The organism is Micromonospora sp. NBC_00389 (assembly GCF_036059255.1).
GTDB lineage: Bacteria > Actinomycetota > Actinomycetes > Mycobacteriales > Micromonosporaceae > Micromonospora.
The window spans coordinates 5,113,922-5,140,216 of the sequence record NZ_CP107947.1; the positions used below are offsets into that span (position 1 = coordinate 5,113,922).

Annotated in this window: 16 protein-coding genes; 4 read left to right on the forward strand and 12 right to left on the reverse strand. The window is 71.0% G+C overall.

Annotated features, from left to right (window positions below; all coding sequences use genetic code 11):
• Positions 1 to 305: 305 nt before the first annotated feature.
• Positions 306 to 1,082 (reverse strand): DUF2637 domain-containing protein, encoded by a 777-nt coding sequence (locus tag OG470_RS24230; protein ID WP_328415730.1) that lies wholly within the window; start codon positions 1,080 to 1,082, stop codon positions 306 to 308.
• A gap of 303 nt (positions 1,083 to 1,385) precedes the next feature.
• Here OG470_RS24230 and OG470_RS24235 point away from each other — a divergent pair, with 303 nt between their 5' ends.
• Complete coding sequence (locus OG470_RS24235; protein ID WP_328415731.1) at positions 1,386 to 2,498, forward strand: RNA-guided endonuclease InsQ/TnpB family protein; 1,113 nt, start codon at positions 1,386 to 1,388, stop codon at positions 2,496 to 2,498.
• Between the two features lie 1,031 nt (positions 2,499 to 3,529).
• Here OG470_RS24235 and OG470_RS24240 read toward each other — a convergent pair.
• Positions 3,530 to 4,027, reverse strand: a complete 498-nt coding sequence (locus tag OG470_RS24240; protein WP_328415733.1) for a hypothetical protein — start codon at positions 4,025 to 4,027, stop codon at positions 3,530 to 3,532.
• Positions 4,028 to 4,491: 464 nt separating this feature from the next.
• Here OG470_RS24240 and OG470_RS24245 point away from each other — a divergent pair, with 464 nt between their 5' ends.
• The gene (locus OG470_RS24245; RefSeq protein ID WP_328415735.1) at positions 4,492 to 4,695 is read left to right on the forward strand and encodes a hypothetical protein; all 204 of its coding nucleotides are present in this window, start codon (positions 4,492 to 4,494) and stop codon (positions 4,693 to 4,695) included.
• 1,114 nt (positions 4,696 to 5,809) lie between these two features.
• Here OG470_RS24245 and OG470_RS24250 read toward each other — a convergent pair.
• The 6 genes from OG470_RS24250 to OG470_RS24275 all read right to left on the reverse strand — a co-directional run bounded on the left by OG470_RS24250 (position 5,810) and on the right by OG470_RS24275 (position 12,921).
• Positions 5,810 to 8,158, reverse strand: a complete 2,349-nt coding sequence (locus OG470_RS24250; RefSeq protein WP_328415736.1) for a WD40/YVTN/BNR-like repeat-containing protein — start codon at positions 8,156 to 8,158, stop codon at positions 5,810 to 5,812.
• 243 nt (positions 8,159 to 8,401) lie between these two features.
• Positions 8,402 to 8,869 (reverse strand): hypothetical protein, encoded by a 468-nt coding sequence (locus OG470_RS24255; RefSeq protein ID WP_328415738.1) that lies wholly within the window; start codon positions 8,867 to 8,869, stop codon positions 8,402 to 8,404.
• A gap of 18 nt (positions 8,870 to 8,887) precedes the next feature.
• Positions 8,888 to 9,769 (reverse strand): carbohydrate ABC transporter permease, encoded by an 882-nt coding sequence (locus OG470_RS24260; protein WP_328415740.1) that lies wholly within the window; start codon positions 9,767 to 9,769, stop codon positions 8,888 to 8,890.
• Complete coding sequence (locus OG470_RS24265) at positions 9,766 to 10,776, reverse strand: ABC transporter ATP-binding protein (RefSeq protein ID WP_328415742.1); 1,011 nt, start codon at positions 10,774 to 10,776, stop codon at positions 9,766 to 9,768. The genes OG470_RS24260 and OG470_RS24265 overlap by 4 nt, the downstream gene beginning before the upstream one ends.
• Complete coding sequence (locus OG470_RS24270; RefSeq protein ID WP_328415743.1) at positions 10,769 to 12,070, reverse strand: ABC transporter substrate-binding protein; 1,302 nt, start codon at positions 12,068 to 12,070, stop codon at positions 10,769 to 10,771. Before OG470_RS24270 ends, OG470_RS24265 begins: the two co-directional genes overlap by 8 nt.
• Complete coding sequence (locus OG470_RS24275; protein ID WP_328415745.1) at positions 12,067 to 12,921, reverse strand: carbohydrate ABC transporter permease; 855 nt, start codon at positions 12,919 to 12,921, stop codon at positions 12,067 to 12,069. The genes OG470_RS24270 and OG470_RS24275 overlap by 4 nt, the downstream gene beginning before the upstream one ends.
• 354 nt (positions 12,922 to 13,275) lie before the next feature.
• Between OG470_RS24275 and OG470_RS24280 the strand changes: the two genes are divergently transcribed.
• Positions 13,276 to 15,189 (forward strand): Xaa-Pro dipeptidyl-peptidase, encoded by a 1,914-nt coding sequence (locus OG470_RS24280; protein ID WP_328415747.1) that lies wholly within the window; start codon positions 13,276 to 13,278, stop codon positions 15,187 to 15,189.
• Between the two features lie 42 nt (positions 15,190 to 15,231).
• On the opposite strand, the gene OG470_RS24285 is transcribed toward OG470_RS24280, so the two are convergent.
• Entirely contained in the window at positions 15,232 to 16,461 is a 1,230-nt protein-coding gene (locus tag OG470_RS24285) for a PucR family transcriptional regulator (protein ID WP_328415749.1), read from the reverse strand.
• A 356-nt stretch (positions 16,462 to 16,817) separates the two neighbouring features.
• Between OG470_RS24285 and OG470_RS24290 the strand changes: the two genes are divergently transcribed.
• The gene (locus OG470_RS24290) at positions 16,818 to 22,826 is read left to right on the forward strand and encodes a DUF4011 domain-containing protein (RefSeq protein WP_328415751.1); all 6,009 of its coding nucleotides are present in this window, start codon (positions 16,818 to 16,820) and stop codon (positions 22,824 to 22,826) included.
• Between the two features lie 65 nt (positions 22,827 to 22,891).
• Here OG470_RS24290 and OG470_RS24295 read toward each other — a convergent pair whose 3' ends face one another.
• From OG470_RS24295 to OG470_RS24305, 3 genes are read right to left on the reverse strand one after another with little or no spacing between them, the layout of a single operon-like run.
• Complete coding sequence (locus tag OG470_RS24295) at positions 22,892 to 23,662, reverse strand: hypothetical protein (protein ID WP_328415753.1); 771 nt, start codon at positions 23,660 to 23,662, stop codon at positions 22,892 to 22,894.
• Between the two features lie 36 nt (positions 23,663 to 23,698).
• A complete protein-coding gene (locus OG470_RS24300; protein WP_328415754.1) occupies positions 23,699 to 25,033 on the reverse strand; it encodes an HEXXH motif domain-containing protein in 1,335 nt (444 codons plus the stop codon).
• Positions 25,030 to 26,238, reverse strand: a complete 1,209-nt coding sequence (locus tag OG470_RS24305; RefSeq protein WP_328415755.1) for an FxsB family cyclophane-forming radical SAM/SPASM peptide maturase — start codon at positions 26,236 to 26,238, stop codon at positions 25,030 to 25,032. The genes OG470_RS24300 and OG470_RS24305 overlap by 4 nt, the downstream gene beginning before the upstream one ends.
• Positions 26,239 to 26,295: the final 57 nt, after the last annotated feature.

The window sequence follows — 26,295 nt, forward strand, 5'->3', positions numbered from 1 at the left end:
CACCGACATCGGCACCGCCGGTCACCTCCATTGCCTTGCCGTGGTGACGTGAGAAAAGGCGCGACGCGGCACGGTGACGGTGCTGCCGACGCGGAGAAGGGTCGTTGAGCCGAATCAGCATGATCATTCTTTCCTTGATCGGGATGCGGGATGGCGGGCGAAGCGCACCGGCCGTTGCGGCGAGGTGGGCGGGCGGATGCGTTGCCAGGTCGGGTCAGGTTCTGTCAGTCGGCGCAGGCCCTGACAAACGCACGGTGTCTGACAGCGATGGCTCGGGCTGACAGGAGTCGCAGGTCGTGGTTCCGTCACGCGGCGGCCTTCTGCGACAGATCCGGCGCGGCGGGGATGGGTGGAGTCGTTTCGGCGCGCAGGACGCGCACGAGCGCCGAGGCGGTGGCATTGGACAGCTGGTGTCCCTCCGCGCGCAACTGTCGGGCGAGCGCCGTACGGGACAGCGGCGTCCCCTGCACGGCGAGAGTGCGAGCGGCGGTCCGGGCGTCCGGGACCAGCGCGACGAGCTCCGGACGGCCGTCCCTGTCCGGCGCGCTACCGCCCCGTCGGTCCGGGACCGCCGGACCCTGGTCCGCTGCGGCCGGGACCGCGGCGGTGGAGTCCCGGACGGCGGCCGTTCTGGGGTGGACCGGCCTCCGGCGGACCCGGACCGACTCGCGGCCGTCCGGGACCGGGGGTGCGTTGACGGGCGCCGGTCCGGATGTGGTCCGGACGGGCCGCGTGGTCCGGTCGGGCGGGGCAGGGTCGGCGCGGCCGAGAGCGATCTTCACCATCGCCAGGAAGCCCAACGCCGGCAGCGCGGCGGCGATCCAACCGATCACCGACGCCTCCGCCTTCACCACCTGCGCCGCCAGAGACAGGACAACCGCCACCGTCAACACCGTGGAGGGAAAGGCGACGCTCTTGCCCAAGCGCCGGTTGCGGCGCAGCTCCAGGCCGCCCGCGATCGATGTCAACTCCAGCACGACCGCGTCGGCCCACGCCAGCCAACCCGGCTGGCCATGCGCAGCCGCGACGTCGTGGACGTGACGAAACGACGCGGCGCCGGCCGTCCCGCCGATCACCAGCATGATTAGCACCTGGACCTGGTTCTCCAGTCGCTCCCGCCCTGACCGCGCCTGGCCGGACGGACCCTGCCGCCGATGCTCAGCCTTCGCCAAGGTCACCCCACCTGCCGGGAGGGATTCCGTGTATGGCGGTGAAGAGGGTGTCTGGGCAGGCGCGGACGGCCATGACCGCAAGCCCCGCCGTGGTGATGTTGAGTGAAGTCATCAGGATCGCGGCGTGGAAACTCGGCCGTTTAGGGCCGGGAGGTAACGCCGCTGCCTCCCCTCGATGCTCGTCTTGCATGATGGGTGGATAGATTGTGAGGCGTGGGTAAGGTGGTGAAGCGGGCATACAAGTACCGCTTCTATCCGACCCCGCTGCAGGCCGATCAGCTCAACCGCACCTTCGGTTGCGTGCGCAAGGTCTACAACCTCGCCTTGGATGCGCGCACCCGCGCGTGGGCGGTGCACGGGCAGCGCAGCACCTATGTGCAGTCCTCGGCGTGGCTGACCGAGTGGAAGCGCACCGAGGAGCTGGCGTTTCTCAATGAGGTCAGTTCCGTGCCGTTGCAGCAAGCCCTGCGGCACCTGCAAGCCGGGTTCGCCGCGTTTTGGGGCAAGCGGTCGCGCTACCCGCGTTTCAAGGCCAAGCGCAAGTCCCGGGCGTCGGCGGAATACACCCGCTCGGCATTCCGCTGGCGCGACGGGCAACTCACTCTGGCCAAGATGGACGCCCCGCTGGGCATCGTGTGGTCTCGGCCCCTGCCCGAAGGGGCCGAACCGTCGACGGTCACGGTGTCCCGCGACGCGGCCGGTCGGTGGTTCGTGTCCCTGCTGGTCGACGACCCCACCGTCAAGGCACTGCCGTCGCTGTTCACGGCGGTCGGGGTGGACGTGGGAATCACGAGCCTGCTCACCTTGTCCAACGGGGAGAAAATCACCAACCCGCGTCATGAGCGCGCCGACCGGCGCAGGTTGGCCAAGGCGCAGCGGAACCTGTCCCGTAAGGGCAGGGACACCAAGAACCGGGCCAAAGCCCGGCTTGCCGTGGCCCGCATCCACTGCCGCATCGCCGACCGGCGGCGGGATCACCTGCACAAGCTGTCGACTCGACTCGTCCGCGAGAACCAAACGGTCGTGATCGAGGATCTCAGTGTGCGCAACATGCTGCGCAACCACTCGCTGGCCCGCGCCATCTCTGACGCGGCGTGGACACAACTGCGCAGCATGATTGAGTACAAGGCCGCCTGGTACGGGCGGCAGGTTATCGCCGTCGACCGCTGGTATCCGAGCACGAAGACCTGTTCGGCGTGCGGGCGGATCAACACCGCGATGACCCTCGGCGTTCGCGCCTGGACGTGCCTCGGCTGTGATGCCGTGCATGACCGGGACGTCAACGCCGCGTGCAACATTCTCGCCGCCGGGCTGGCGGAGAGGTAAAACGCCTGTGGAGGGACGGTAAGACCCGACCCGCGCAAGCGGCGAAGGCACGGCCCGGTGAAACAGGAACCCCCTCGGGCGACCGAGGGAATCCCCGCCCTTCAGGGCGGTGGAGGATGTCAAGTCGTTGCTCCAACTTCCGTTACAAGAAACCGAGGTATGTGGATTGTGGTGGTCGCATTCGCTACGGCGTCCTTACGGGCACCGTGACGCGGCGGGCCGGCCGTGCGGAACCGATCGCGTGCAGCGGCCGGAGAACCACCGAACGAGCGGACCCCGCGCAGCGGCAGGCAGCAGGACGACAGGCGTCGCCACAACCTGCACAACAGACTGGGGTTATCGGGCGGACACAGGGCAGACGGCTAAGCCGAGCCACGAGGGTCAGGAACCACCACGGCGTAAGACAACAGACGCCGTAATGAGGTGGCTCAACTTGCCGGCGGGCGAACCTTCATGGGGCCTCCCATCTCTCGACGTTCCCGGCTGGCATCGACGCGAACAAGAGCAGGCATCTGGTCTTGAGGATGCCTGACCGCCATCAATCGCCGAGCGCGCCAGCCGACAGTGCGGGAACGTGTATCCAGTACGCCCCGTGAGTAGCCGTCGCGTCAACCCTCCCGTCGCCTCGCGGCTGACGAGAGCCTTCGCGCGCCCTACTTCACCGTGGACATCGCCTCGGGCGGGCAGACGGCCCGCGGTGGCAGGTCACCGTCATGCCGGACGGCCCGACTGAAGAACCCGCCTGACGGCGGCCGACCAGGACTCGGCACCCGCGTTGCTCCGCACAATCATGGGCTGGCCGAAGGCGGTGCGATTCTGGCTGGCGGCGTCGGTCCACGACCGGGCGGCGATGCCCGGTCGGGTCGACAAGGCACTCATCCGAGCCGAGGTCGTATGCGTCGAGCTCATGGTGCGCGCCCGGGCAGGGATGCCTCTGGCGGAGCTGAGCGACGTGGAATCGCTGTAGCGCCGGCGGTGCCGCTGGTCTGGCTGCTGACGTCGAACCAGCGGTCCGCCACATTGTGGGAAGTTCAGCCGGCGAGCGGGTTGAAGGTGCGGCCGTCGAGGACGTTGATGAGCGCGTCGTCGCGGTTCACCTCGTAGCCGCGCTGGCGTAGCTCCGCCGCGAGCTCGGCCTCTCCGGCGAGCGGAATCATGAGGATGTCCCCGTTGTGCACGGTGGACTCCCGCTTGCCGAACTGGACCTGCAGGTCGTCGGGGAGCAGCTTGAACGCCCGCTCCGTGACCATCGGGGGCCAATCGCCTTCCGCGACGGAGCTCACCTCGTTGATGTCGAAGGGCTGGTCGTCGGCGTAGCCGTCTGCCGGCTCGTAGTGGTCCGGGCCAGCGGGGTTCCACAGGTGCGTCATCTGGACGTGTCGGGCTTCGCCCCAGGTGCGGGCGGCGTCGAGGGCCTTGATCTCCGCGGCCTCCGCGGCGGCGGTGTTCGCATCGGCGAAGGCGAGGCAGTCGTGCAGTTGCGCGTGGCCGTAGACCAGGCGCTGGGTGGCGGGGTGGTGCGTCGTCATGAGGCACATCGTGCCGTAGAAGTACGACATCCAAGATCAGATCTTGATGTGGCGAGTTGAACCGGGAGCGGCCATTTCATCGGCCGGACAGGTCACTGATGATCACGAAGGGACGATGGTGATCGCGCACCGGATGGATGATCTTGCCCAATCGGTCCAGCCACCCCGCGGCGCTACCGCCCCTGGTCTGATCCGCACAGCACCGATCCCCCGCATGACGAAACCCACAGGACCCCCGGACCCGGGCAGCATTGCCGGCCGGAGCAGCGGCGTTGAGGGTCGCAAAGAAGGCCGCTTCTGTCGATCCCTGTCCGTGCCGCGCGGGTTGAAGATCAAGTTGGCGGGAACCGCTCTTATCAATGATGTACGGCCGGTTCTGACTGGCTTGTGTCTGATGCCGACCTGGTAGCGAAGCTGCTGCACTCGGGGCAGGTTGACACCACCGGGTGCGCGCAGGTGAGTACGTGATCAAGGAAGTCCTGCGCGGCGTGCAATCGGCGGATCTGGTCGACGATCCGGTCCCGCCGGTCCCGCACCAGCGCGGCGCGGCGCTGACCGTCGCCGCGATACAGGTCTCCGGTCTTCTGCGACCTCAGGTTGCCTGGCGGCCGGCGCTGCCTCCTCCGCGCCGACCACGACGGCCCTGCGCCCGCCGGTTGCGCCGCTGACACAACCAGACGATCCGGCATCTCAACTGCCCGTTGTGCCGACTGCGATGATGATCATCAGGCCGCTAACGTGCGCAGCACGGGAGGTGGCGGGGATGGTCGCTCGGCGTTGGAACGCCTGGTTCGAGGAGGAGCACCTTGTCCTCCGGCGTCGGCGGTTGCTGCCGTGGCCGAAGGCCTACGTCAGGCGGATACCGCTGGCCGCGATCCTCGATATCGGGTCAATCACCGCAGCCGACCACGCGAAGCGACGCGCGCAACTCACCGTTCAGGACCCGTCGGCACCAGACCTGACCGAGGTCATCCCGGTCAGGTTCACGTCAGAGCAGTGGGAATTCGCCGGCTGGTTCGTGGGGGAAAGGCAAGCGGCCCCGACCGAGCCACCGCAACTTCCTGGAAAGGCATCGTCGGGAGGGGCGGCCTCGCCCCGCCCGACTGTCGATGTCCCGGCACAGTCGCGGCGACGAGTGCAGCCGCCGGCCGCTCTGCAAGCCCACCTCTTGGCCAAGCCGGCCTCGTCCACACCGTCGTCGAAACCAGCTACCCCATCGACAACTCCGGCAATGCGGGCCGGCGATGGCAAGCGGCCGGTGTGGCTGTGGCTTGAGAATGGGGAGATCCACGGGTCCCTCGTCTCGGCCGGCAACGCCTCACCGCGCAATCTGACCCCTGCCGATGTCGCCCATCTCCTGCTCGCTGACCCGTCCCGGGCTATGCCGGCCATCCGTGCGTTGACCGGCACAGCTGACAGCCGGCAAGCTCTGGCTCGCCTTCGGGGCTGGCAGCGGTCAGCACGGGTTGTCGTCGACCTGAGTGCCTCCGACCTTGCCGGACGGCGGGTAACAGAGGCCCAACAGAAGCCGGGCCGGAGCAACCCGGACGGTAGCGTGCGGACCGTGTCCGGCGGCCTTCCGAGTCTGAACAAGCGCCGGCGCTGAGCGCTAGCCACGGAGACGCCGGCTCGCGCCGGGCCGACCGACCACCGTCGGTGGGCGTTGGCCGACCACTCGAAGGGCTTCGGGTGTCGAATGCGTTGCGCGTCGACGAGCAGGCCACCTCCCGGGTCCGGGAGGTGGCCTGCCAGCCGCGTCAGACGCGACGAACTACCGATCGATCAGCCCGCTCGGCAGGAGGCGAGCACGCCGATCACGCCGAGGCCGGTCGGCTTGAGCGGCAGCCTGGTCGACGCTGCCGGGCAGCGGGGCACGGCGAGGTCGTAGACGCCCCGCCCGAAGGTCGCCGCGGTGAGCTGCCGGCTCGGTTCGTGGTAACGCAGGTACATCACGGCCGCCTGCGGCAGGTTGGTGCCCAGCGCCGCCCACTCGCCGCCGTTCCACGCCGACATGAACACCCCGACGTCGGTGCCGACCAGCAGCAGGCCGTCGGCGGTCGGGACGACGGAGTTCACTGGCGCGTCCGGCAGACCTCGGCCGATGTTGCTCCAGGTACGGCCGCCGTCGCGGGTCATCATCACGTGCGACCGGTCGCTACCGGACCGGAAGGCGGAGAAGGTGGCGTAGGCGATGTTCTTGTCGGCGGGGTTCACCGCCAACCGGGTGACCCAGGTTCCGGGCAGTTGCCCCGGGTCGACCTGCTGCCAGTTCTGCCCGAGGTCGTCGGTCCACCACAGCCTCCCGTCGTCGGTGCCGACGTAGAGCTTGTTGCCGTCGGTGGGCGCGGCGGCGACGGTGGTGATCGTGCCCCACGGGTAGCCGTTCGGGTCGTTGGGGCCGCCGCCGGTGAGGTCCGGGCTGATCGGCGTCCAGGTGCGGCCGTTGTCTGTCGAGCGGTTGAGGATGTTCCCGGCGTAGTACATGACGTTCGGGTCGCTCGGGTCGAACTGCAGCGGGGTCAGCCAGTTGCGCCGCTGCGAGGTCGTCTGGCCGGTGCCGATGTTCTGGCGGGGGGTGCCGCCGGAGTTCTCCGACCGGTAGCAGGAGCCGTACTGGCTGCACCCGAAGACGATGTTCGGGGAATCCGGGTGGATGACCACCTGGAGGCCGTCACCGCAGCCGATGGCGTTCCACGGGCCACCGACGCCGTTGTAGCCGCGATTGCAGCCGTTGTCCTGCGCGCCACCGACCTTCAACACCGGATCGGTCTGCGCCACGTCCACCGTGTAGAACTGGGTGTAGGGCTCGTAGGTCGCCTTGACCCAGCCGCTCGCGCCGTTCGCCTCGGATCGGTAGAGGCCGCCGTCGTTGCCCAGGTAGACCCGTCCGGGCACCTTCGGGTCCCAGCGCATCGCGTGCTGGTCGGCGTGCACGCCGCTTACCGACGAGAAGCTCTGCGCGCCGTTGGTCGAGCGCATCAGGTTGACCCCGGTGAGGAAGACGTGATCGGAGTTGCCGGGGTCGACGAAGAGCTTGCCGAACCACCAGCTGAACGTGGACTGGGATGCCTGACCGGCGGTGACCGGGGTCTGCGTCCAGCTGTCGCCTCCGTCGTCGGAGCGGTAGAAGGCGCGGAACGGGCCGAGTGCGGTGCCGACGTACGCGTACAGCCGCTGGGGGTTGTCCGGGGCGACCGCGATGCCCCAGCGGCCCTGGTCGGCGTCGGTGGGCAGGCCGTTGGTCATCCGCGACCAGGTGCGGCCGGCGTCGTCGGAGCGCCAGAGGCTGGAACCGAGCCCGCCGTAGGTGCGCTGATGCGGTTCGCGCAGGTGGTCCCACATCGCCGCGTACATCCGGCGCGGGTTGCTCGGGTCGATGACGACCTCGGTGGCGCCGGTGGTGGCGTTCGGCGGCGCGAGCACCTGCTTCCAGCTGTTCCCGCCGTTCTCCGAGAGGTAGACGCCGCGCTGACCACCCGGTACGAAGAGGTTGCCGCTGGCGGCGGCGAAGATCCGGTCCTCGTTGCTCGGGTCGATGGCGAAGCGGCCGATGGCGTGGCTGTCCTTCAGGCCGACGTGCCGCCAGGTCCTGCCTCGGTCCTTCGAGCGGTAGATGCCGTCGCCGCCGAAGGTGATCGAGCCGCCACCCGGCTGGGCCTCGCCGGTTCCGGCGAAGAGGACGCCGTCGCTGGTCATCGCGACCGCGCCCATGCTCTGCGTCCCGTCGTCCGGCCAGGCCGTCTCGAACGTGGCGCCGGCGTCGTCGGACTTCCAGACGCCGCCGGAGGCGGCGGCGATGAAGATCTGGTCGGGGACCTGCGGGTCGACGGCGATGTCCACGACCCGGCCGCCGATGTTGCTGGGCCCGAAGAAGTTCCATTCCCGCTGCGCCAGGTGGCGGTAGAGGAGGCGGGTGCGCAGGTTGAGATCGTGGGCCTCGCCGCGAGCCTTCGCGTACTTGGCCACCGAGAGGTCCCGGCTGCCGTCGCTCATCCGCTGGGCGGTCATCCACTCGTCGGGGATTTCCATCGGACCGGTGGGCGAGTTGGTGGCCAGCGACTCCTGGACCGGCCGGGGTGCGGACGAGGCGGTCAGCGCGAGCGCGATGACCAGCCCCAGGCTCGTTGTCATCGCGAGGCCGCGGTACCTTCGGACGAGCGTGAGTCTCATGCAGTCTCCCTGTCCACGCGCCATGGCGACCGGAAAGTGGCCCTCAGTGCGCACGTTAGACAGTGGAGTGACCGACGTCACCGAGCATCTGTTGCGAGTCGACCGGTCTGATTAGGACACCTGTCGAGAGCGAGCGAGCCCGATCGCGCCGGCGTGCACGGGACGCCCGGTTCCAGGTGGGCGTGCACCAGCTCAGTCTGATGGTCAGTTGCTCTGGAACTCGGGTAGGCCGGCCTCGTCCGAGTCCGGCCCGACCACCGCGGTCAGCGTCGTTCCGTCCGCGCAGAGCGCGGTGGCCCGCAGATACGTCCGTCGTTCCTGCGCCCGCATCAGCACCTCGGCCTCGAACACCTCATCCTCGGCGCGCAGCAGGTCGATGTCGCCACGGCTCTCATAGTGGGCGCGGACGTCCAGCGGGGTCATCCGGATGGTGGCCGCGACCGTGGTCAGGGCGCCCTGCTCGACCACCGAGGTGACCCGCGCGCCTTCCGGCAGGAGCAGGCCGGTGACCTGGCTGTCAACCTCGGCGTCGGCGTCCAGCGGCACCCGGTCGCAGCTGGGCAGGTTCGCGAGCATTCCCGGCCCCCGGTCGGTGGGCTGCCCGGCGTCCGTGCCGCCGCAGGCGACGAGCAGCGGAACCGTGACGACGACGGCGAACATCCGGAGTCTCACCGCAGCAGGATGTCACGCTTAGCGCAGCACCCGCCAGCGTCGCACCATCAGCAGCAGCGCGGTGATGATGCCCCCGGTGACCACCATGAGGACGCTCGTGATCATGGCCCCGTAGGCGAAGCCGGAGAACTCGAAGACCTGGTCGAAGATGTAGACCGGCAGGTAGAGGGTGGCGTTGGCGGGCCGGCCGTCGGTGAGGACGTACGCCGGCACGAAGTTGACCTGCAGGGTGAGGATCGTGTCGCGGACGGCGAGCAGCACCAGCACCGGCGCGAGCAGCGGCAGCGTGAGCCGGCGCAGCTGGCCGAACGGGCCGCAGCCCTCCAGCGCTGCCGCCTCGTACAGCCGTCCGTCGAGCATCCGTCGGGCGGCGAGCACGACGATGAATCCCTCACCGATCGGGAACGCGAGCATCAGCGCCACCGCCACCCGTGCGGAGCCGGGCTCGGCGAGCCAGTTCATGCCCGGGTGGCCGAAGAGCCCGAGCAGTTGGTTGAGCGGGCCGTAGAGCGGGTTGAGCACCCACAGGAAGAGCACCGCCAGGGCCACGTCGGGTACGACGCTCGGCAGGTAGACCGCGACCCGGAACCAGCGGCCGCCAGGGCGGGGCGCGGCCAACAGCAGCCCGAGCCCGATGGCGGCCAGCAGCCGCAGCGGTACGGCCAGCGCCAGGTGGATCGCGGAGGCCCGGATGCTGTCGGCGAGGAAGCCGTCGGCGAGCAGGCGGCGCGCGTTGTCCAGGCCGACGAACTGCGGGTCCCGGGTCAGTCCGGTGTGGTCGGTGAACGCGTAGCCGAGGTTGAGCAGTGCGGGCAGCGCGATCAGCAGCGCGACCGCCACCGCGTACGGCGCGAGGAACGCCCACGCGGTCAGCGGCCGGCTGACCCGGCCGGTGCTCACCGGCGTCGTCCGGTGTCGGCGTCGAAGCGGTGGATCCGGCCCGGGTCGGCGCGCAGTCGTACGTGGTCGCCCGGCCATACGCCGGGTCGCGGGCCGGTGCGGACGGTCAGCCGCGTGCCGTCGTCGCAGCGGGTCAGCAGGATGGCCTCGCTGCCGAGCGCCTCCACCGCCTCGACGGTCGCCGCCACCGGTCCGTCGGGGTCGAGGCTCAGATCCTCCGGGCGTACGCCGAGGGTCAGGTCGGTGCCGCCGCCCAGCACCCCGCCGCCGCGTACCAGGTTCATCGGCGGGCTGCCCAGGAAGCCGGCTACGAAGGTGTCCGCGGGTTCGTCGTAGACCTGCTGCGGCGGGCCAATCTGGCGGACCCGACCGTGGTCGAGGACGACGACCCGGTCGCCGAGCGTCATCGCCTCGGCCTGGTCGTGGGTGACGTGGATGGTGGTGGTGCCCAGTTCGCGGTGCAGGGTGAGCAGGTCGGCGCGGGTGGCGAAGCGCAGCGGCGCGTCCAGGCTGGCCAGCGGCTCGTCGAGCAGGTAGACGGTCGGCTCGCGCAGCAGCGCGCGGGCGAGGGCGATGCGCTGGCGCTGCCCGCCGGAGGTCTCGTCGGGGTAGCGGTCGAGCAGATCGGCGATGCCGAGCCGGTCGGCCGCCGCCCGGGCGCGCTCGTCGGCCTCCGCGCGCCGGACGCGGCGGACCCGCAGCCCGAACAGCAGGTTGCCGCGGACGGTGAGGTGGGGGTAGAGCGCGTAGTCCTGGAAGACCATTGCCACCGCGCGGCGGTGCGGTGGCACCTGGGCCACGTCCTGCCCGTCGACGACGACCCGGCCATGGTCCGGCCGGTCCAGGCCGGCGATCAGCCGCAGGATCGTCGACTTGCCGGAGCCGGACGGGCCGACCAGGGTGACCATCTCGCCGGCGCGCACCGCCAGGTCGACGCCGTCGAGGGCGACGACCTTCCCGTACGACTTGGTCAGCGATTCGAGTCGGATCACGCCCTGCTCAGCCACCGGCGCCTACCGTGAGCGTAAAGAGCGGCCGGAGCTTCTCCTCCAGTTGTCGCAGCCCCTCCTCGCGTCCGATCCGGCCGTAGAAGACCTCGGCGAGCAGCCCCCCGGCCTCGCGCTCCACTCGCGACCAGGTGCCGGTGCGCGGGGTGGCGCGCAGGTGCGGCTCGGCGTCGAGGTAGATCCGCGACGACCGAGGGGGCTGCTGCGGGTCGAGGAAGTCGGGGGAGTTGGCCACGTCGAGCCGGGACGGCACCGTGCGGCCCGACCCGGCGAGGATCCGCTGGCCCTGCCCGCCCATCGCGAACTCGATGAACCGCCAGGCCTGGTCGTGGTCGGGTAGGCCGGCGCTCATGCAGTAGGCGTCGCTGTGCAGGATCGACGCGGGTACGCCGCCCGGCGCGATCGGCAGCGGCGCCGCGTCCCAGGTGAAGCCGTCGATGGTGCGCAGCGTCGGCACGGCGACCCGGCTGTTGAGGTACATGCCGAGCGTGCCGCGCAGGAACCGGGCCTCACTCGACTCGCTCTGCTCCTCGGCGTCCGGCGGCACGACGTGGTGCTTCAGTTGCAGGTCGAGGAACCAGTCGACGGCGGCGCGGCTGGCCGGGTCGCCGGTGAGGGTCAGGGTGGTCGGCTTGTCCGGGTGGTCGACCAGCTCACCCCGGTTGGACCAGACGAACGGGGCGAGCCGCGGCAGGGACGGCTCCACGCCCACGCCGTACTTCCCGTCGCCGGTCAGGGCCCGCCCGGCGGCCAGGAAGTCGTCCCAGGTCCAGCCGGCCTTCGGCAGTGGCACGCCGGCCGCCGCGAACAGGTCGGCGTTGTAGTAGACGACCAGGGAGGACATGTTCTGCGGCAGGCAGGTCAGCGTCTTGCCGTCGAACCGGAAGGCGTCCAGTGCCCGCGGGGAGAAGTCGCTCTCGTTCAGCGCCGCGCTGCGGTCGAGGTACGCCTGCGCTGGTTCGATCGCCTGCTGGGCGGCGAACTGGCCGTAGCGGCGGTAGTTGAGCAGGAACACGTCGGGTGGCTGCCCGCCAGCGAACGAGGTGGTCAGGCGGGCCATCAGATCGTCCTGGGTGGCGACGGGGGAGAGGTTGACGGGCACGTCGGGGTGGGCCTGCTCGAAGGCGGCGACCAGGCTGCGGTAGCCGGCGATCTCCTCAGCGTCGCCGAAGAGCACGACCGTGATTCCTGGCCGGTCGGCCGCGCGGTCGCCGGCGCCGCAGCCGGCCGCGTAGCCGAGCAGCAGCGCGGCGGTGATCAGGGCAACCCATCGTCGAGCGCGGACCGTGCTCATCTACGACCTCCAGATCTCAGTGCCGCTAGCGGATCGTCGTTGAGCAGGATTCGCTGAGCGAGCAGGAACACCACCACGCACGGCGCTGTCGCGACAACGCAGGCGGCCATCAGCAGCGGCCAGTCCGTCGGGTTCAGCAGCCGCAGGAACTGCAGGCCGAGCGGGTATGTGTAGCGGTCACCGCTCTGCAGGTAGAGCAGCGGGTCGATCAGGTTGGACCAGTGCAGCGTGAAGGCGAGCACGCCGACGGCCAGCGTCGCCGGGCGCACCTGCGGCAGCGCCACCCGGCGCCAGATCGTCAACCAACCGGCGCCCTCCAGCCGGGCCGCCCCGAGCTGGGTGTCCGGCACGCCGCCGAAGCTCCACGCGTAGAGCAGCACCAGGAAGGGGCTGCCGGCGAGCAGCGCCGGGGCCAGCAACGGGAGGTACGTGTCGACCACGCCGGCCAGCCGGAACAGCTCGAACCGGGTGGCCCACACGGCGGTGACCGGCACCAGGAGCACCGCCAGCAGGCCCAGGACCGCCCGGCGGCGGGCCACCGGCGTCAACAGCCGCAGCCCGAAGCCGGTCAGTGAGGCGACGATGACGGTCAGGGGCACGGCGACCGCGACGACCAGCGCCGAGTTGGCCAGGTACCGGAACAGCGGGATCAGCTCCGGCAGCCGGGCGTACGCGGCCGCGGTCGGTTCGGGTGGGAGTACCTCGAAGGTGCGGGGCGGGGGCAGGCCGGCGGGTCGTAGTGAGCCGACCACCATGAACCACAGTGGTGCGGCGAAGAGCGCCGCGAACGCCGCCGGCACCAGGAACCGCCCAATGAACCGCGGGATCACGGCTGGGCCCGAGAACTGCACATCCCGCCCTTCCCGTCGCCCGGCAACCGGTGGCGCGCTCGTCTCCGATGCCGCCGATGGGCTCCGCCGGTGACCCTGGGTGACGGTCGGGTCGACCGGCGGAGGTGGTGCGGCGAACCTATGGCCGGGCGGCCGGCGCGTCATCGGGCACCTGTTGGAATCACCCGCTGTCCGGTCCTACGCCTGTCGAGATGCGACAGACGTAGGACCGGACGACGATCACCTCCCGCATCTGTCCGATGACCATCCGTGAATCGGTTTCTAGGGTGCGAGGCAACTGCCGCACCGCCGGCACGTCGTCCTCGCCTGGGACGACCGGGTCCACGGCCGGTGCCGGAGATGGGGAGGAGCACGATGCGAACCACAAGGAGCTGGTGGCGAGCGTCGGTGGTGGTCGTTGCGGCCATCGCCGTCGGCCTGCCGGCGGCAACCGCGACGGCGAACCCGACGGCGGGCCGGGTCAGGCCGGTCATTCAGCACGGAGTCACCCAGCCGGTGTTCGGGTATGCCGACGCGATCCGCGAGCGGGTATTCGTCACCTCCGACGTCGACACCGATGGCGACGGCGCCCGCGACGTCGTGGCGATGGACATCATCCGGCCCAAGGCCAGCCAGGCGGGTCTGCGGGTGCCGGTGATCATGGATGCCAGCCCCTACTACTCCACCGTGTGTCGCGGCAACGAGAGCGAATGCAAGGCCGACATCGACGGCGACGGCCTCAACGACCAGTGGCCGCTCTTCTACGACAACTACTTCGTCCCGCGCGGCTACGCGGTGGTCCTGCTCGACATGATCGGCACCAACAACTCGACCGGCTGTCCGGTCACCGGTGGTCGCGCCGACAACATCAGCGCGCCGACCGCGATCGACTGGCTCAACGGTCGTCGGGCCGGCACCGACGCGGCCGGCACGCGGGTCGTCGCCGACTGGCACAACGGTAAGACCGGCATGATCGGCAAGTCGTACGACGGGACGCTGGCTAACGCGGCCGCCGCCAGCGGCGTGCGGGGGCTCACCACCATCGTGCCGATCTCGGCGATCTCCAGCTGGTACGACTACTCACGCAGCAACGGCCTGGTCACCCGGGCGAACAACTACTCCGGCAGCCTCTCCAACACGGTCACCAACCCGGAGCGGCGGGAGCACTGTGCGGCGGTGCGGACCCAGCTCGGCGTCGACGGCGACGACGTCACCGGCGACTACAACGCCTTCTGGGCGGAGCGAGACTACGTCCCGCACGCGGACCGGGTGCGAGCGAGTGTGTTCGTGGTCCACGGCATCAACGACAACAACGTCCGCGCGGACCACTTCAGCAAGTGGTGGGACGCGCTGGCCGAGGAGAACGTGCCGCGCAAGCTCTGGCTGACCGGCACCGGTCACATCGACCCGTTCGACTTCCGTCGGGGTGAGTGGGTGGACACCCTGCACCGGTGGTTCGACTTCTGGCTGCACGGGGTGAAGAACGGCATCATGGCCGAGCCGATGGCCGACATCGAGCGCACGCCGGACGTCTGGGAGACCTACCGCAGCTGGCCGATCCCGGCCGTCCGGAGCACCCAGGTGTTCCTGCGCCCCGGCGACGAGGGGGCGGCCGGCGGGCTGTCGGTCCGCCCGCAGCCGGGTAAGGCGTCCCGGACGTTCCAGGACACCCCGTCGATGAGCCAGACCAACGCGATCCGGCACCCGTCGGACCCGGCGGCGAACACGGAGAACCGGTTGGTCTTCCTCTCCCAGCCGCTGCGCAGGCCGCTGCACATCTCGGGTACCCCGATCGTCAAGATCAACGCATCGGTGAACGGCGAAGACACCAGCTTCGCCGGCCTGCTGGTGGACTACGGCACCCGGCCGCGGTTCAGCACCTCGGGCGACGGTATTCGGACGCTGACCACCGAGGACTGCTGGGGCAACTCGGCCACCTGGGGCGGACACGCCGAGGACGCCTGCTACCGACAGACCGAGAAAACCGTCGTCACCGATTCGCAGGAGCTGGTGACCAAGGGCATCCTGGACGGCCTCAACCTGAAGTCGCCGTCCGTGACGACGCCGCTGGTGCCGGGCAAGAAGAACTCCGTCGACGTGCCGCTGCTTCCCGAGGACTACGTCTTCGCGGCTGGCAACCAGGTCGGCGTGGTGCTGCTCGGCTCGTACTCCGGCTACAGCAGCCGGGCGAAGCAGAACCGGGCCGACATCACCGTCCACTTCGACCGCAGCCGGATCGAGCTACCGATCGTCGGTGGCCGGTTGGCGGCCGTGGCCGCGGGCCTGTAATCGGGGACCCGGTGGGCGGGGCGGCGGCCCTGCCCACCGGTGTCACTCCTGCGGCCGGTAGGCGCCGGTCAACCGGCCCAGCTTCAGCGCCAGGTGCAGACAGAGCCGCTCGTTTCCGTTCTTCAGGTCGGTGTCGGCCAGCTCCTCGATCCGCTGTAGCCGGTAGTAGAGCGTGGTGCGGTGCAGGCGTAGCTGCTTGGCCGTGGCGTGCGCGTTCCCGGCCAGATCCAGATAGCGCTCCAGGGTCTGCAGCAACACCGGGTTCGGCTGCTCCTGCAGCAACCGTTCAAGCCCGGGGTGCACGTCGGCGATGTCCAGGTGCCGACCCTCCATCCGCGACAGCACCCGGTATATGCCCAGCCCCGCCCACGACACCACCGGGCCGAGCGCCGGCAACCGCACGCCCACCCGGGCCGACTGCAGCGCCTCCCCGTACGACGCGATCGCCTCGGTCAGCCGGGGCCGCGGCTGCCCGACCCCGACCACGATGCGCTCCACCGAGCCGAGCCCGCGGGTCGCCTGCCGCAGGTTGTCGTCGAGCAGTTTCGCGACGACCTCGGGAGAGGGGCGCCCGGCACCCCGCTCGCCGCAGAGCAGTAGCACCCCGTGGTCGTCGCGGACCAGGTGCAGCGCCTCCCGGGTGCCGATCCACCGCCGGGTGGTGACCAGCGCCTGCTCCAGCGCCAGCCGGGCCACCTCGTCGGGCGGCTCGCCGTGCAACGGCACCAGCTGCGCGACAAGGGCGGTGGCCGGCCCGTCCCCGGCGATCAGGCCGGCCTCGCGCAGGGTCCGCACCGACTGGTCCCGGCTGGCCTCGCTGTCGGAGAGCAGGGTCCGCGCCGCCTCGCTCTCGCGTTGGGAGGCCAGCTCACCGAGGAGGTTCTCCCGGTACAGCGCCAGCGACAGCTCGCTCATCAGACCGGTGGCGGTGATGTCCGCGTCGGCCATCGTGCCGTCGGGGTCGATGAACCAGACAAACCCCAGCAGCAGGTCCTGGTGACGGATCGGCACGCAGACCCGCGGCAGCAGGTCGAGCTCTCGCGACGCCTGCGTGCGCACGGCGGTACGGGCGTCCATGATGCCGAGGTCCCGGAACCACGCCATCACCTCCGGGGTGGTCTGCCGGCGCAGGATGGACGCCTTGCGCACGTCGTCCATCAACCCGGTGTGCTCGCTGTAGACCACCACCCGCTGACGGCGGTCCTCGATCAGCGCCGGGCGGCCCGCGTACACGGCGAGAGCGTCGACAAGGCGTTGCAGCTCCCCTTGCATGAGATCCTCCCGTCGCCTCTTCACTGCGTCACCGCAGCGGTACCCCGAAGGGGCTCTGCCCGAGTCTCCCGGCGGCCCGGTGCCCACCGCGCCACAGAACGATCATGCTGGGCGACGCGGACCTTCACAACCGTCTATCGGGCCGTAGCCGGCGATTCCGGCCGTGGACGGACCTGTACGAGCTGCGCATGGGGCCAGCTGCGCCGCGCGTCATCGGTTTGAAGCGGACCTCGGCTGGCTGCCGCCGGCGGCCCGCCGACTGGTCGGTCCGACGCCGCTCACGGCCGGGGCCCTCTCCACCGGTCGGGTGACCGCTAGGCTGACCATTCCTGGCCTCGCCACCTGGAGAAACGCCCATGTCCGACAGCGTCTTCGCGCAGTTCAGCGCCGACGACGACCAGCTCGCCGTCGGGCTGCTCGTGCAGCCGGCGATCAACGCCGCCCTGGTGCACAACCGGGTGCCGTTGGTCCGTCACCTCACGCTCGTCAACCGTGGCGCGGTGCCGCTGAACGAGGTGACGCTGACGCTGGAGTTGCTCGGCCCGGACGGTGCGCTGACCGAGCCGTGGACGCGTACGCTGACCGCCCCGTTGCGTCCGGGGGCGAGCACGAGCTGGGACGACTTCCGGGACTTCACGCCCGACCGAGTGCTGCTGTACCGCACCGACGAGGCGTTCCCGGTCGACTACCGCCTCATCGTCGAGGCAGTCGAGGCAGATGACAAGGCGTTGACGCTGGTTGCCCCGTCAAGAGTGTTGGCCCACAACGAGTGGTTCAACAGCCCTGCCCTGTACGACAGCCTGGCGGCCTTCGTGCAGCCGAACACCCGGGCGGTGGAGGCGGTCCTGCGGGCTGCCGCCCAGATCCTGCTCGCGCGGACCGGCTCCGGCTCGCTGCAGGGCTACCAGGAGGGTTCGGAGCGGGCGGCGCTTATCGCCGGCGCCGTGTACGAGGCGCTGCGCCAACTCGAGATCACCTACCAGACCCTGCCGGCGTCCTTCGAGAACACCGGCCAGAAGGTACGGACGACAGCCGCGGTGCTCGACGGCCGGCTCGGCAACTGCCTCGACTTGTCGGTTACCTACGCCGCGTGCCTGGAGGCGGCAGGGCTGCACCCGCTCATCTTCATCACCGACGGGCACGCCTTCGGCGGCTTCCTGCTGGAGGAAGAGCGGCTGGGCTCGGCCGCGGTCATCGAGAGCAACCTGCTGATCTCGATGGTGGACTCCGGCCGGGCGGTGCCGGTCGAGCTGACCCGCATCGGGCCGGGCGCGCAGTCGGCGGCCTTCACCGAGGCGGTGCAGGCTGGCCTCGGCCACTTCCGTAGCCAGGGGCAGCGGCCGCAGGGCGTCGTCGACGTACACCTGGCCCATCGCTCGGGGATCCGCCCGCTGCCGTCAGCCGACGAATTGGTCACCACGACGCTGGTCAAGGAATCGACCGCCGACGCAGGGGCGTCCCTCGACCTTCCGCCCGGCGTTGCCGCCGCGAAGCTGCGCCAGCTCGCCGACGACGGTGACGAGGTGCCGCAGCAGTCCGACGGTTCGCCGGCGCGCGTCCAGCAGTGGAAGAAGTCGCTGCTCGACCTGAGCCTGCGCAACCCACTGCTCAACCTGCCCAAGCGTGGCCGCGGCCTGGACCTGCACGTGCCGGCGGGTGCCCTGGCCCTGCTCGACGACCTCATCCACGACGGCCGTCAGGTGCAGGTTATCCCGCAGGACGCCATCAGCCACGTCCACGAGCTGGCCGGGGCACGTCGGGCGCAGGACCTCGACGCCGAAATTCTCACCCGGGAACTGCGCACCGACCGTCGGGTCTACGGCGCGGTCACCGACGCCCGCTACAAGACGGCGATGCGGGCGCTGCAGCGCGAGGCGCGCACGATGGAGCAGGAGACCGGCAGCAACTACCTCTACCTGACCATCGGCACCCTGGTGCACACCAAGACGACCGGGGGAGAGGCGTACGCGCCGCTGTTCCTCCTACCGGTGCGCATCGAGGGCGGCAGCGGCCGTCGCCCGTACGCGATGGTCATCGACGGCACCGAGGTCGCCAGCCCGAACTACTGCCTGATCGAGTGGCTGCGGGTCAAGCACAGCGTCCGGATCCCGGCGTTGGAACAGCCGGTCCTCGACGAGCACGGCATCGACATCGCCAAGACCCTGGCCGCGATCAACACCGGCCTGCTCGACAACCGGCTCAACTACCGCATCGACGAGACCGCCAGCCTCCGGCTGCTGCAGTTCTCCACCTTTCAGATGTGGCGGGACCTCACCGACCACTGGCCCCGGTTCATGGAGAACCCGGTCGTCCGGCACCTGGTCGAGTCGTCCGGCGCCACGTTCGACGACCCGGCTCGCCCCGAGCACGACGTCGATGTCGCTGTCGACGAGGCGGACCTGCACCTGCCCATCCCCGCCGACGGGTCGCAGATGCAGGCCATCGTGCGCGCCGAGCGCGGCCACTCCTTCGTCCTGGAGGGCCCGCCCGGCACCGGCAAGTCTCAGACCATCACCAACATGATCGCCCGGGCGGTCAGCGCCGGCCGGTCGGTGCTGTTCGTCGCCGAGAAGCAGGCCGCGCTGGAGGTGGTGAAGCGCCGCCTCAAGCAGATCGGCCTCGGGCCGTTTGCGCTCGACCTGCACGGGCGCAAGCAGTCCCTCAACGCGATCCGCCAACAGCTGCGCGATGCCCTCGACCAGTACGACCAGGGCGGCGACGGCACCTGGACGGCCGTCGAGACCGCCTACCGGACCCGGCTCGCCCCACTGACCGAGTACCCGGCTCAGGTGCACACCACCAACCCCGTCGGGATGTCGCTCTGGTCGGCCTACGAGCAGGTCCTGGCGTACGGAGACGGCCCGGTCGCCCCCATTCCGGTGAGCTACCTGCACGCGCCCGCCGAGGCACGCGCTCGGGTCGAGACAACCCTGCGGGAGTTCCCAGCGGCCGCCCGCTCGGCGCGGATCCGGGCCGCGCACCCGTGGGCGCTCGGCGGATGCCGCAACCTCGACGGGCTGCACGGCGCCGCCGTCACCGAGATCGCCGCTGAGCTCGAACGTCTCCGTGCCGACCTCGCCACCCACCCGCACCTGGTCGAGCTGCTGCGGACGCTGCCCGCCCCGGAGACCGTGAGCGAGCTGCAGGCGGGCGCCTGGCTCGCCGTACGCGGAATGTTGCCGGACCGGCAGACCACCCTGCACGCCAGCGACCGACGGTGGGACGAGGCGATTGCCCGGCTCCAGGCGGACCTGGCGGCCTTCCGGCAGGGCTTCGCCGGTGAGCTCGCCACCTTCCGGCCGGACGTGTTCGCCCGCCCGGAGTTGACCGCCTGGCACGGTGAGGCCCAGGAGGCGGCGAAGAAGCTGCTCGGCAAGCGCAAGCGCCGGCAGGCCATCGTGGATCGGCTGGCGGTGCACCTGGTTGCCGGTGCGACGCTCGACGTCGATCGGGTGGAGGTTGCCACCGGTCGGCTGGTGGCCGCCCAGGCGCAGGCGGTCGCGCTCCACCAGCATGTTGTCGCAGTGGGCGGGCTGCGGCTGCCGCAGTGGCAGCCCACGGACCCCAACGCGCAGGAGCGGCTGACCGAGGCGGTCGAGGCGACCCGGGCCGGCCGGACGCTCCTGGCCCGGCACCCGCAGGCCTGGGAGCTGTTCCACAGCGGGTTCACCGACGTCGGCGCGACCCTTCTCGACCGGTTCGCCTCGCGGTGGCGAGCCTGGCGCGGGGTGCTGCGCTCCGCCGGGCCGGAGCTGACCCTGTGGGCCGCCGGTTCACACTGGGTCGACGCCTGGCAGCGCGACGGCGCGGCCTGGCTGCACGAGTTGCAGAGCGAGGAGCTGTTCCCGCTGCGCCGATGGGCGACCGTCCTCGCCCACGCCGACGTGCTCGCCTCGGCCGGCCTCACCGACTATCGGGACCAGCTGCTGCGCGCCGAGGTGCCCGCGCAGCTCGCTGAGGAGGTCTATCGGCGGGGAGTCGCAACGGCGTCCCTCGCCGAGCGGGTACGCGCCGGCGGCCTGCAGTACTTCGACCCGGAGCTGCACGACGACGAGATCAGCCAGTTCGAGGCGGCCGCCGGTGAGCTGCGGTCCGCGCTGCCGACGCAGCTGCCGTCGGTGCTGGTCCGTCGCCGCCCCTTCAGCCCGACCGACCGGCGTGGCCGCTTCGCCGACTTCGCTGCGGAGCTTCGCCGCAAGCGGGGCGGCAGGTCCTTCCGGGAGCTGTTCGAGCAGTACCCGGACGCAGTGCTCGCACTGACCCCGTGCGTGCTGGTCAGCCCCGCGTCCGCGGCGAACTTCCTGGCACCGGGGAGCCAACGCTTCGACCTTGTCATCTTCGACGAGGCCTCGCAGATCCGCGTGGCGGAGGCGATCGGCGCGATGGGCCGGGGCAGTGCCGTGGTGGTGGTCGGCGACTCCCGGCAGATGCCGCCGAGCAGCATCATGCAGGCCAGCCACACCGTGGACGAGGTCGACGAGGGCAACGGCCCGGTGCCGGAGGACCTGGAGAGCATCCTCAGCGAGGCCGTCGAGTCAGGGCTGCCGCAACGGTGGCTGTCCTGGCACTACCGGAGCCACGATGAGTCACTCATCGCCTTCTCGAACCGCTACTACTACGACAACAAACTCTCCAGCCTCCCGTCGCCCGGTGCCACGAGCACCGCGGGTGTCACCTGGCGGCGCGTCGACGGCCAGTACGACCGGGGCGGATCACGGACCAACGAGGTCGAGGCGCGGGCGATCCTCGCGGACATCACCCGGCGGTTGCACGACCCGACGACCGCCACCCAGTCCGTCGGCGTGGTCACCTTCAACATCCAGCAGCGGGACCTCATCCTCAACCTGCTTGAGGAGAGCGTCGACCCGATAATCCGCGAGCATCTTTCCGGTGCGGTCGCGGAGCCGATCTTCGTCAAGAACCTGGAGAACGTGCAGGGCGACGAGCGGGACGTCGTCCTGTTCTCCCTGGCCTTCTCCACCAACCCGGAGACCGGCCAGCTCCCGCTGAATTTCGGTCCGCTCAGCCAGGCGGGCGGCGAGCGGCGGCTCAACGTGGCCATCACCCGCGCCCGCCGCCAGGTCGTCCTGTATTCGTCCTTCGACCCGTCGGACATCGACCTGTCCCGTACGTCCGCGCTGGGCACGCAGCACCTGCGGGCGTACTGCGAGATGGCCGCCGCCGGTGCGGACCGTCTGGGTGACCTGGCCACCGACCGCACCGAGCGGCGCAGTCGGATTCGCGAGGAGGTGGCCGCGGCGCTGCGCGACCGCGGCCACGAGGTCCGCACCTCACACGGCCTCTCCGACTTCACCGTGGACCTCGCCGTCCGCATGCCAGGGGCGCCGCGGTGGCAGGTGGCCGTCATGCTCGACGGCCCCGACTGGAGCGCCCGCCCGACGGTGGCGGACCGGGACTCGGCGCCCGCGCTGCTTCGTACGATCATGGGCTGGCCGGAGGTGGTGCGGTTCTGGCTGCCGGCGTGGATCCACGACCGGTCGGCGCTGCTCGACCAGGTCGACGAGGCGGTCACCCGAGCCGAGGCCCCCGCGACAGCCGAACCGGAGCCCGAGCCGGAAGAGGCGCAACACGGCGAGATCGAGCTGTCGCAGCCGCGCGCCGCAACGGACATCGAGCCGTCGCCGTCGCGCCCGGCGCGGGACGCCGAGTTGCCACAGTCGCGCCTCGCCGCGGACGAGGAGCCCCTCCGGGGCGCGTCGTTGGCGCCCGTCACCGGACTCGCCGCCGTGTCCGCACCGCCTTCGGTGACGGTCGCGCCCGCGAGAGCGTCAGGCACCATCACGGCGAGCCCGTTCGTTCCGTACGTCCCGACGCCGCTCGGCGACCAGGCGGACCTCGACCTGCTCGCCACCGATCAGCGGGTACGCAGTCTGATGCGGACCGCGCTCCGCGAGATCATCGAGGCGGAGGGACCTGTCGAGCAGCACCGGCTCGCGCGCCTGGCCCTCGCCCGGTTCGGCTTCCTCCGAACCCGTGAGGACCGCCGCACCGCCGTGCTCGCCCTCGTCGACTCCCGACGGCTGTACGCGCACCCGACCGTGAGCCGGTACGCCTGGCCCGACGGGGCTGACCCGCAGACGTACCGCGCGTACCGGGTCACCCAGGCCAGCAACGACCGGGCGTTCGAGGAGGTGCCGCCCGAGGAGGTGGCCAACGCCTTCGTGCACGTGCTGCAGCACGCGCCGAGCATGGACGAGGAGCGGCTGCTGCGCGCCGGCCTGGAGCGGCTCGGCTACCGCCGCCGTACCGACAAAATCGACAAGCTGCTCCGGTACGGGCTCCACGTCGCCCTGACCAGTGGCCGCCTCCGCTTCGACCAGGAGGGCCGCCTCACCCTGGCCTGACCGGCGCACAAGGGTTCGTCAGCCGCTGACGCCCCGACGTCGGCGCGCCCGTCGTGTCAGGACGGTCAGCCGGCACCGTTCGAGCGCTGGATGAGGTGCTGCACCCACTTGTCGAACTTGCCGCTGGCCCCGCCGAGCAGGCCGGTCAGATCCTGCTCGGTGACCATTCCACGGTCGGTCAACGACACGATGAGGCCGCGCAGCCGCCGGTGGTCGTCCGCCTCCGAGGGCTCGACCGGGCCGCCGGTGCCCATGTGCCGCTGCAGGTCCTGGAGGATGTCCATCATCTGCGGCAGCGTCTCGATGATCTGCGACAGGCCGGTTTCGTGCGGGCTCGACGAGCCGCGCAGGTCCTGCAGGGTCAGGGCGACCGACATCGGGGTGACGATGTCGGCGTCCGTGGTTATCGAGTCGATGGCACGGCCGAGCTGTTCCTTGGCGGAGTGGACGCTGTCCAGGTCGGTGTGGTCGACCAGGATCGTGCGCATGCCCTGCACGTCGAAGGGGAGTTGCTGGTCCTTCGCCATCAGCTGCACGAACGGCTTTCGCAGCGCGTGCCGCACGGCCAACTCGTAGAAGACGTTGGCGTTCTGGTCGGTGAGGTCGGCGATGACCAGGTCGTTCTGGATGATCCGATCGAGCACCTGCGAGGTGATCAGGCCGGCGCGTTCGATCTCGTCACCCCGGATCGCCTGGAACCCCCGCGCCTCGACTACCGGGCGGATGACGTGCTTGAGGATCTGGTCGCTACGCCGGCGGATCTCGGAGCCCTCCGGGCCGATCGGAGCGATCACGAAACACTCACGGCGGGTGGGTTGCTCGTTACCGTCCCCCATGCGCGACAGCGTAGAGGAGCTCGGCGAGTCTCGCTGTCACGCTGGTCGCGCCCCGGCCCGCTCCCGGTCCCAGCGGGCCCGGTGCGCGGCGAGCAGTTGCCCGGCTTCGGCCGCCGCGTCCGGGGTCACCGGTTCCCGGGCCCAGCGGTCGAGGACCGGTGCCATGCCGTCGACCAGGCACCGGCCGACCGTGGTCAGGCGCGGCTGCGCGGTCAGCACCTGGACGGTCTCCCCGGCGGCCCGGGTCCACCGGGCGAACTCGACCTCGGCGTGGTGCCGGGCGGCCCGGTCATGCTCCACCAGCCGCTGCCGGCGCCAGAAGCCGGCGACCCCCAGGTGGGCGTACGCGCCGTGCAGAAGGCCGTCCAGCGGTCGGGGGTCGGGTCGCCACGGCGCGTAGAACGACTCCTCCGGCCCCGGCTCCACCAGCGGGAACAGGTCAGTCAGCCCGGCCAGCTTCAGGTGCTGGATCTCGTGGGCCAGGGTGACCGCCGTGGAACGGGCATCCGGCGGCAGGGACATCGCCACCGACCCGAAGCCGTGGTGGAACGTGCCGCTGCGGACTCCGGCCCGAGGCGCGGCGAGCGGCACCAGTGCGCAGAGCGCCGCCGACAGCTCCTCGGCGACCGCCCGATGCTCGTCGGTGAGCAGGCGCCACGCCCCGCGCAACCGGTGCAGCCACCGGCCCGGGTCGGAGACGGGACCGGCGATCGGGTGGGCGCCGACCTCGACCGTCATCGGCACGTGTCGCCACGTCCCGGTGTCCAGCAGCAGCCGCAGCGAAAGCCCGCCGTGGGTGGCGCGCAGCTCGGGGAAGGGCCGCCACCGGTGGTCGGGCACGTGGTCGTACCCGATCTCGATCCGCTCGCCGGCGCAGCGCACCTCCGCGCGCCCGCCGGCGCACCGCACCCGGGCGCGGGTCGCCGTGGGGTCGACCCGCAGGGTGCCGAGGCCGGGCAGGTCCAGCCGTCCCGGCGTGGCCGGGTCGAGCGGCACGTCCAGGTCGGCGTCCGCGCGGGCCCGCACCGCCGCGGCCGCGGCCACCGCCGCGAGCAGACCGGGGTACGCCGCCGCGCGTCCGCCCCGGCGCAGCAGCGACGCGGTGCCGAAGGCCCAGGCGGCCACCGGCGGATGGCCCCACGCCGCCCGGCGCTGGTCCCGGGTCAGCCCACCCACCATCCGGTACGCCGCCTCGACCGCTGCCCGGTCCGGATGGTCCACCCGGTGGGTGAGGACGACCAGAGCCCGGACCAGCATCAGGTTCTTGCTGTGCTGTGCGGCCCTCAGCAGCTCGATGGTGGCCGAGCCGCCCTGCCCCTTGGCGAGGTCGTCGAGGATGGATCGCGGCAGCCGGTGCCCGGCCGGCGTCACCGCGCCGCCCTCCGCAGCGCCGTCACGTCCCGGCGCAGGGTGCGGCGGATGTGGCCGATGAGCCGGTACAGGTCGGCGCAGTACACCGACGGGTTGTCGAAGCCGCTACCGGCGCGCCAGCGATGCGTGTAGAGGCCGCCGCCGCAGACCCGGTGCAGGTCGCAGGCGCGGCACTCGGCGGAGAGCCCGGCCACCCCGGCCTGCTGCGCCCGGACGCCGGGCTGGTCCAGGGCGGCGTCGAAGGTGTCCCGGTCCACGTGCAGGCCGGTGTGCCCGGCACCGGCGTGGGCGGCGCCGAGGGTGTCGTCCATCTCGATCGCCCCGTCGGTCTCCACCACGGCGACAGCGACCGGGCTGACCCCCACCCCCGCCAGGCGGGAGGAACCACCGAGCAGGAGTTGGATGATCTCGTCGAAGAGGCGGACCCGGGTCTGCTGCCCGCCGTCGGCGTGCCACTCGTCGAAGACGGCGATGAGCCAGTCCGCGTACGGGGCGTGCAGTGGGTCGGGTGGGCGGCCGGCGGGCGGCGCCGACCAGGTGCCGTGGGGCAGCAGGAAGTCCACCACCGGGGGCTGGTGGGCCAGCAGGCTGCGATAGGTGGTGAGCGGATCGTTGCGCAGGTCGACGGTGCAGAGCAGCCCGTTGAAAAGCCTCCGATACGACCCGGTGAGCCGGTGCAGCGCGGCCTCGACCCGGTCGTGGCTGCCCTGCCCGTCCGGCCCCCGTCGGTGCCGGTCGTGCGCGGTGCGGTCCCCGTCGAGGCTGACGCTGACCCCGACGTCGAGCCGGTCGAACAGGCGCAGGAAGGAGTCGTCCAACCGGAGGCCGTTGGTCTGCACGCTCACCCGCGCCGGCACCGGGGCGGCCCCGCGCCGCAGCAGCTCGACGGCCCGTGCGACGCCGCCCACCCCGGACAGCAGCGGCTCGCCGCCGTGCAGGACGATGCTCACCCCCTCCAGCCCGTGCCGGTGGGCGTGCTCGCCGATCCGCTCCCCGGTGCGCGCCAGCGTCGCCGCCGACATCACCCGGGGTCGGGACCGCCAGCGTTGGTCGGCCATCGTGTAGACGTAGCAGTGGTCGCAGGCCAGATCGCAGCGGCTGTGCAGCTTCACCACGAACTGTCGAAAGGGGACCGGTCGCCTCGGCGGCGCGGAGCGGACCGTCGCGCCGAGCGACGGCTGGTGGCCGCCAACGGGTCCGGGCATCAGACGCTCCGCCGTCCTGTCGGTCGCCGATCCGGCCACCTGACCAGAGTGGAGCAT

Bases quoted from the DNA above. Each gene is read 5' to 3' on its own strand.
- OG470_RS24230 (WP_328415730.1), bottom strand. From the start codon at position 1,082: ATGCTGGTGATCGGCGGGACGGCCGGCGCCGCGTCGTTTCGTCACGTC.
- OG470_RS24240 (WP_328415733.1), bottom strand. From the start codon at position 4,027: ATGACGACGCACCACCCCGCCACCCAGCGCCTGGTCTACGGCCACGCG.
- OG470_RS24250 (WP_328415736.1), bottom strand. From the start codon at position 8,158: ATGACAACGAGCCTGGGGCTGGTCATCGCGCTCGCGCTGACCGCCTCG.
- OG470_RS24270 (WP_328415743.1), bottom strand. From the start codon at position 12,070: ATGAGCACGGTCCGCGCTCGACGATGGGTTGCCCTGATCACCGCCGCG.
- OG470_RS24280 (WP_328415747.1), top strand. From the start codon at position 13,276: ATGCGAACCACAAGGAGCTGGTGGCGAGCGTCGGTGGTGGTCGTTGCG.
- OG470_RS24285 (WP_328415749.1), bottom strand. From the start codon at position 16,461: ATGCAAGGGGAGCTGCAACGCCTTGTCGACGCTCTCGCCGTGTACGCG.
- OG470_RS24290 (WP_328415751.1), top strand. From the start codon at position 16,818: ATGTCCGACAGCGTCTTCGCGCAGTTCAGCGCCGACGACGACCAGCTC.
- OG470_RS24295 (WP_328415753.1), bottom strand. From the start codon at position 23,662: ATGGGGGACGGTAACGAGCAACCCACCCGCCGTGAGTGTTTCGTGATC.
- OG470_RS24305 (WP_328415755.1), bottom strand. From the start codon at position 26,238: ATGCCCGGACCCGTTGGCGGCCACCAGCCGTCGCTCGGCGCGACGGTC.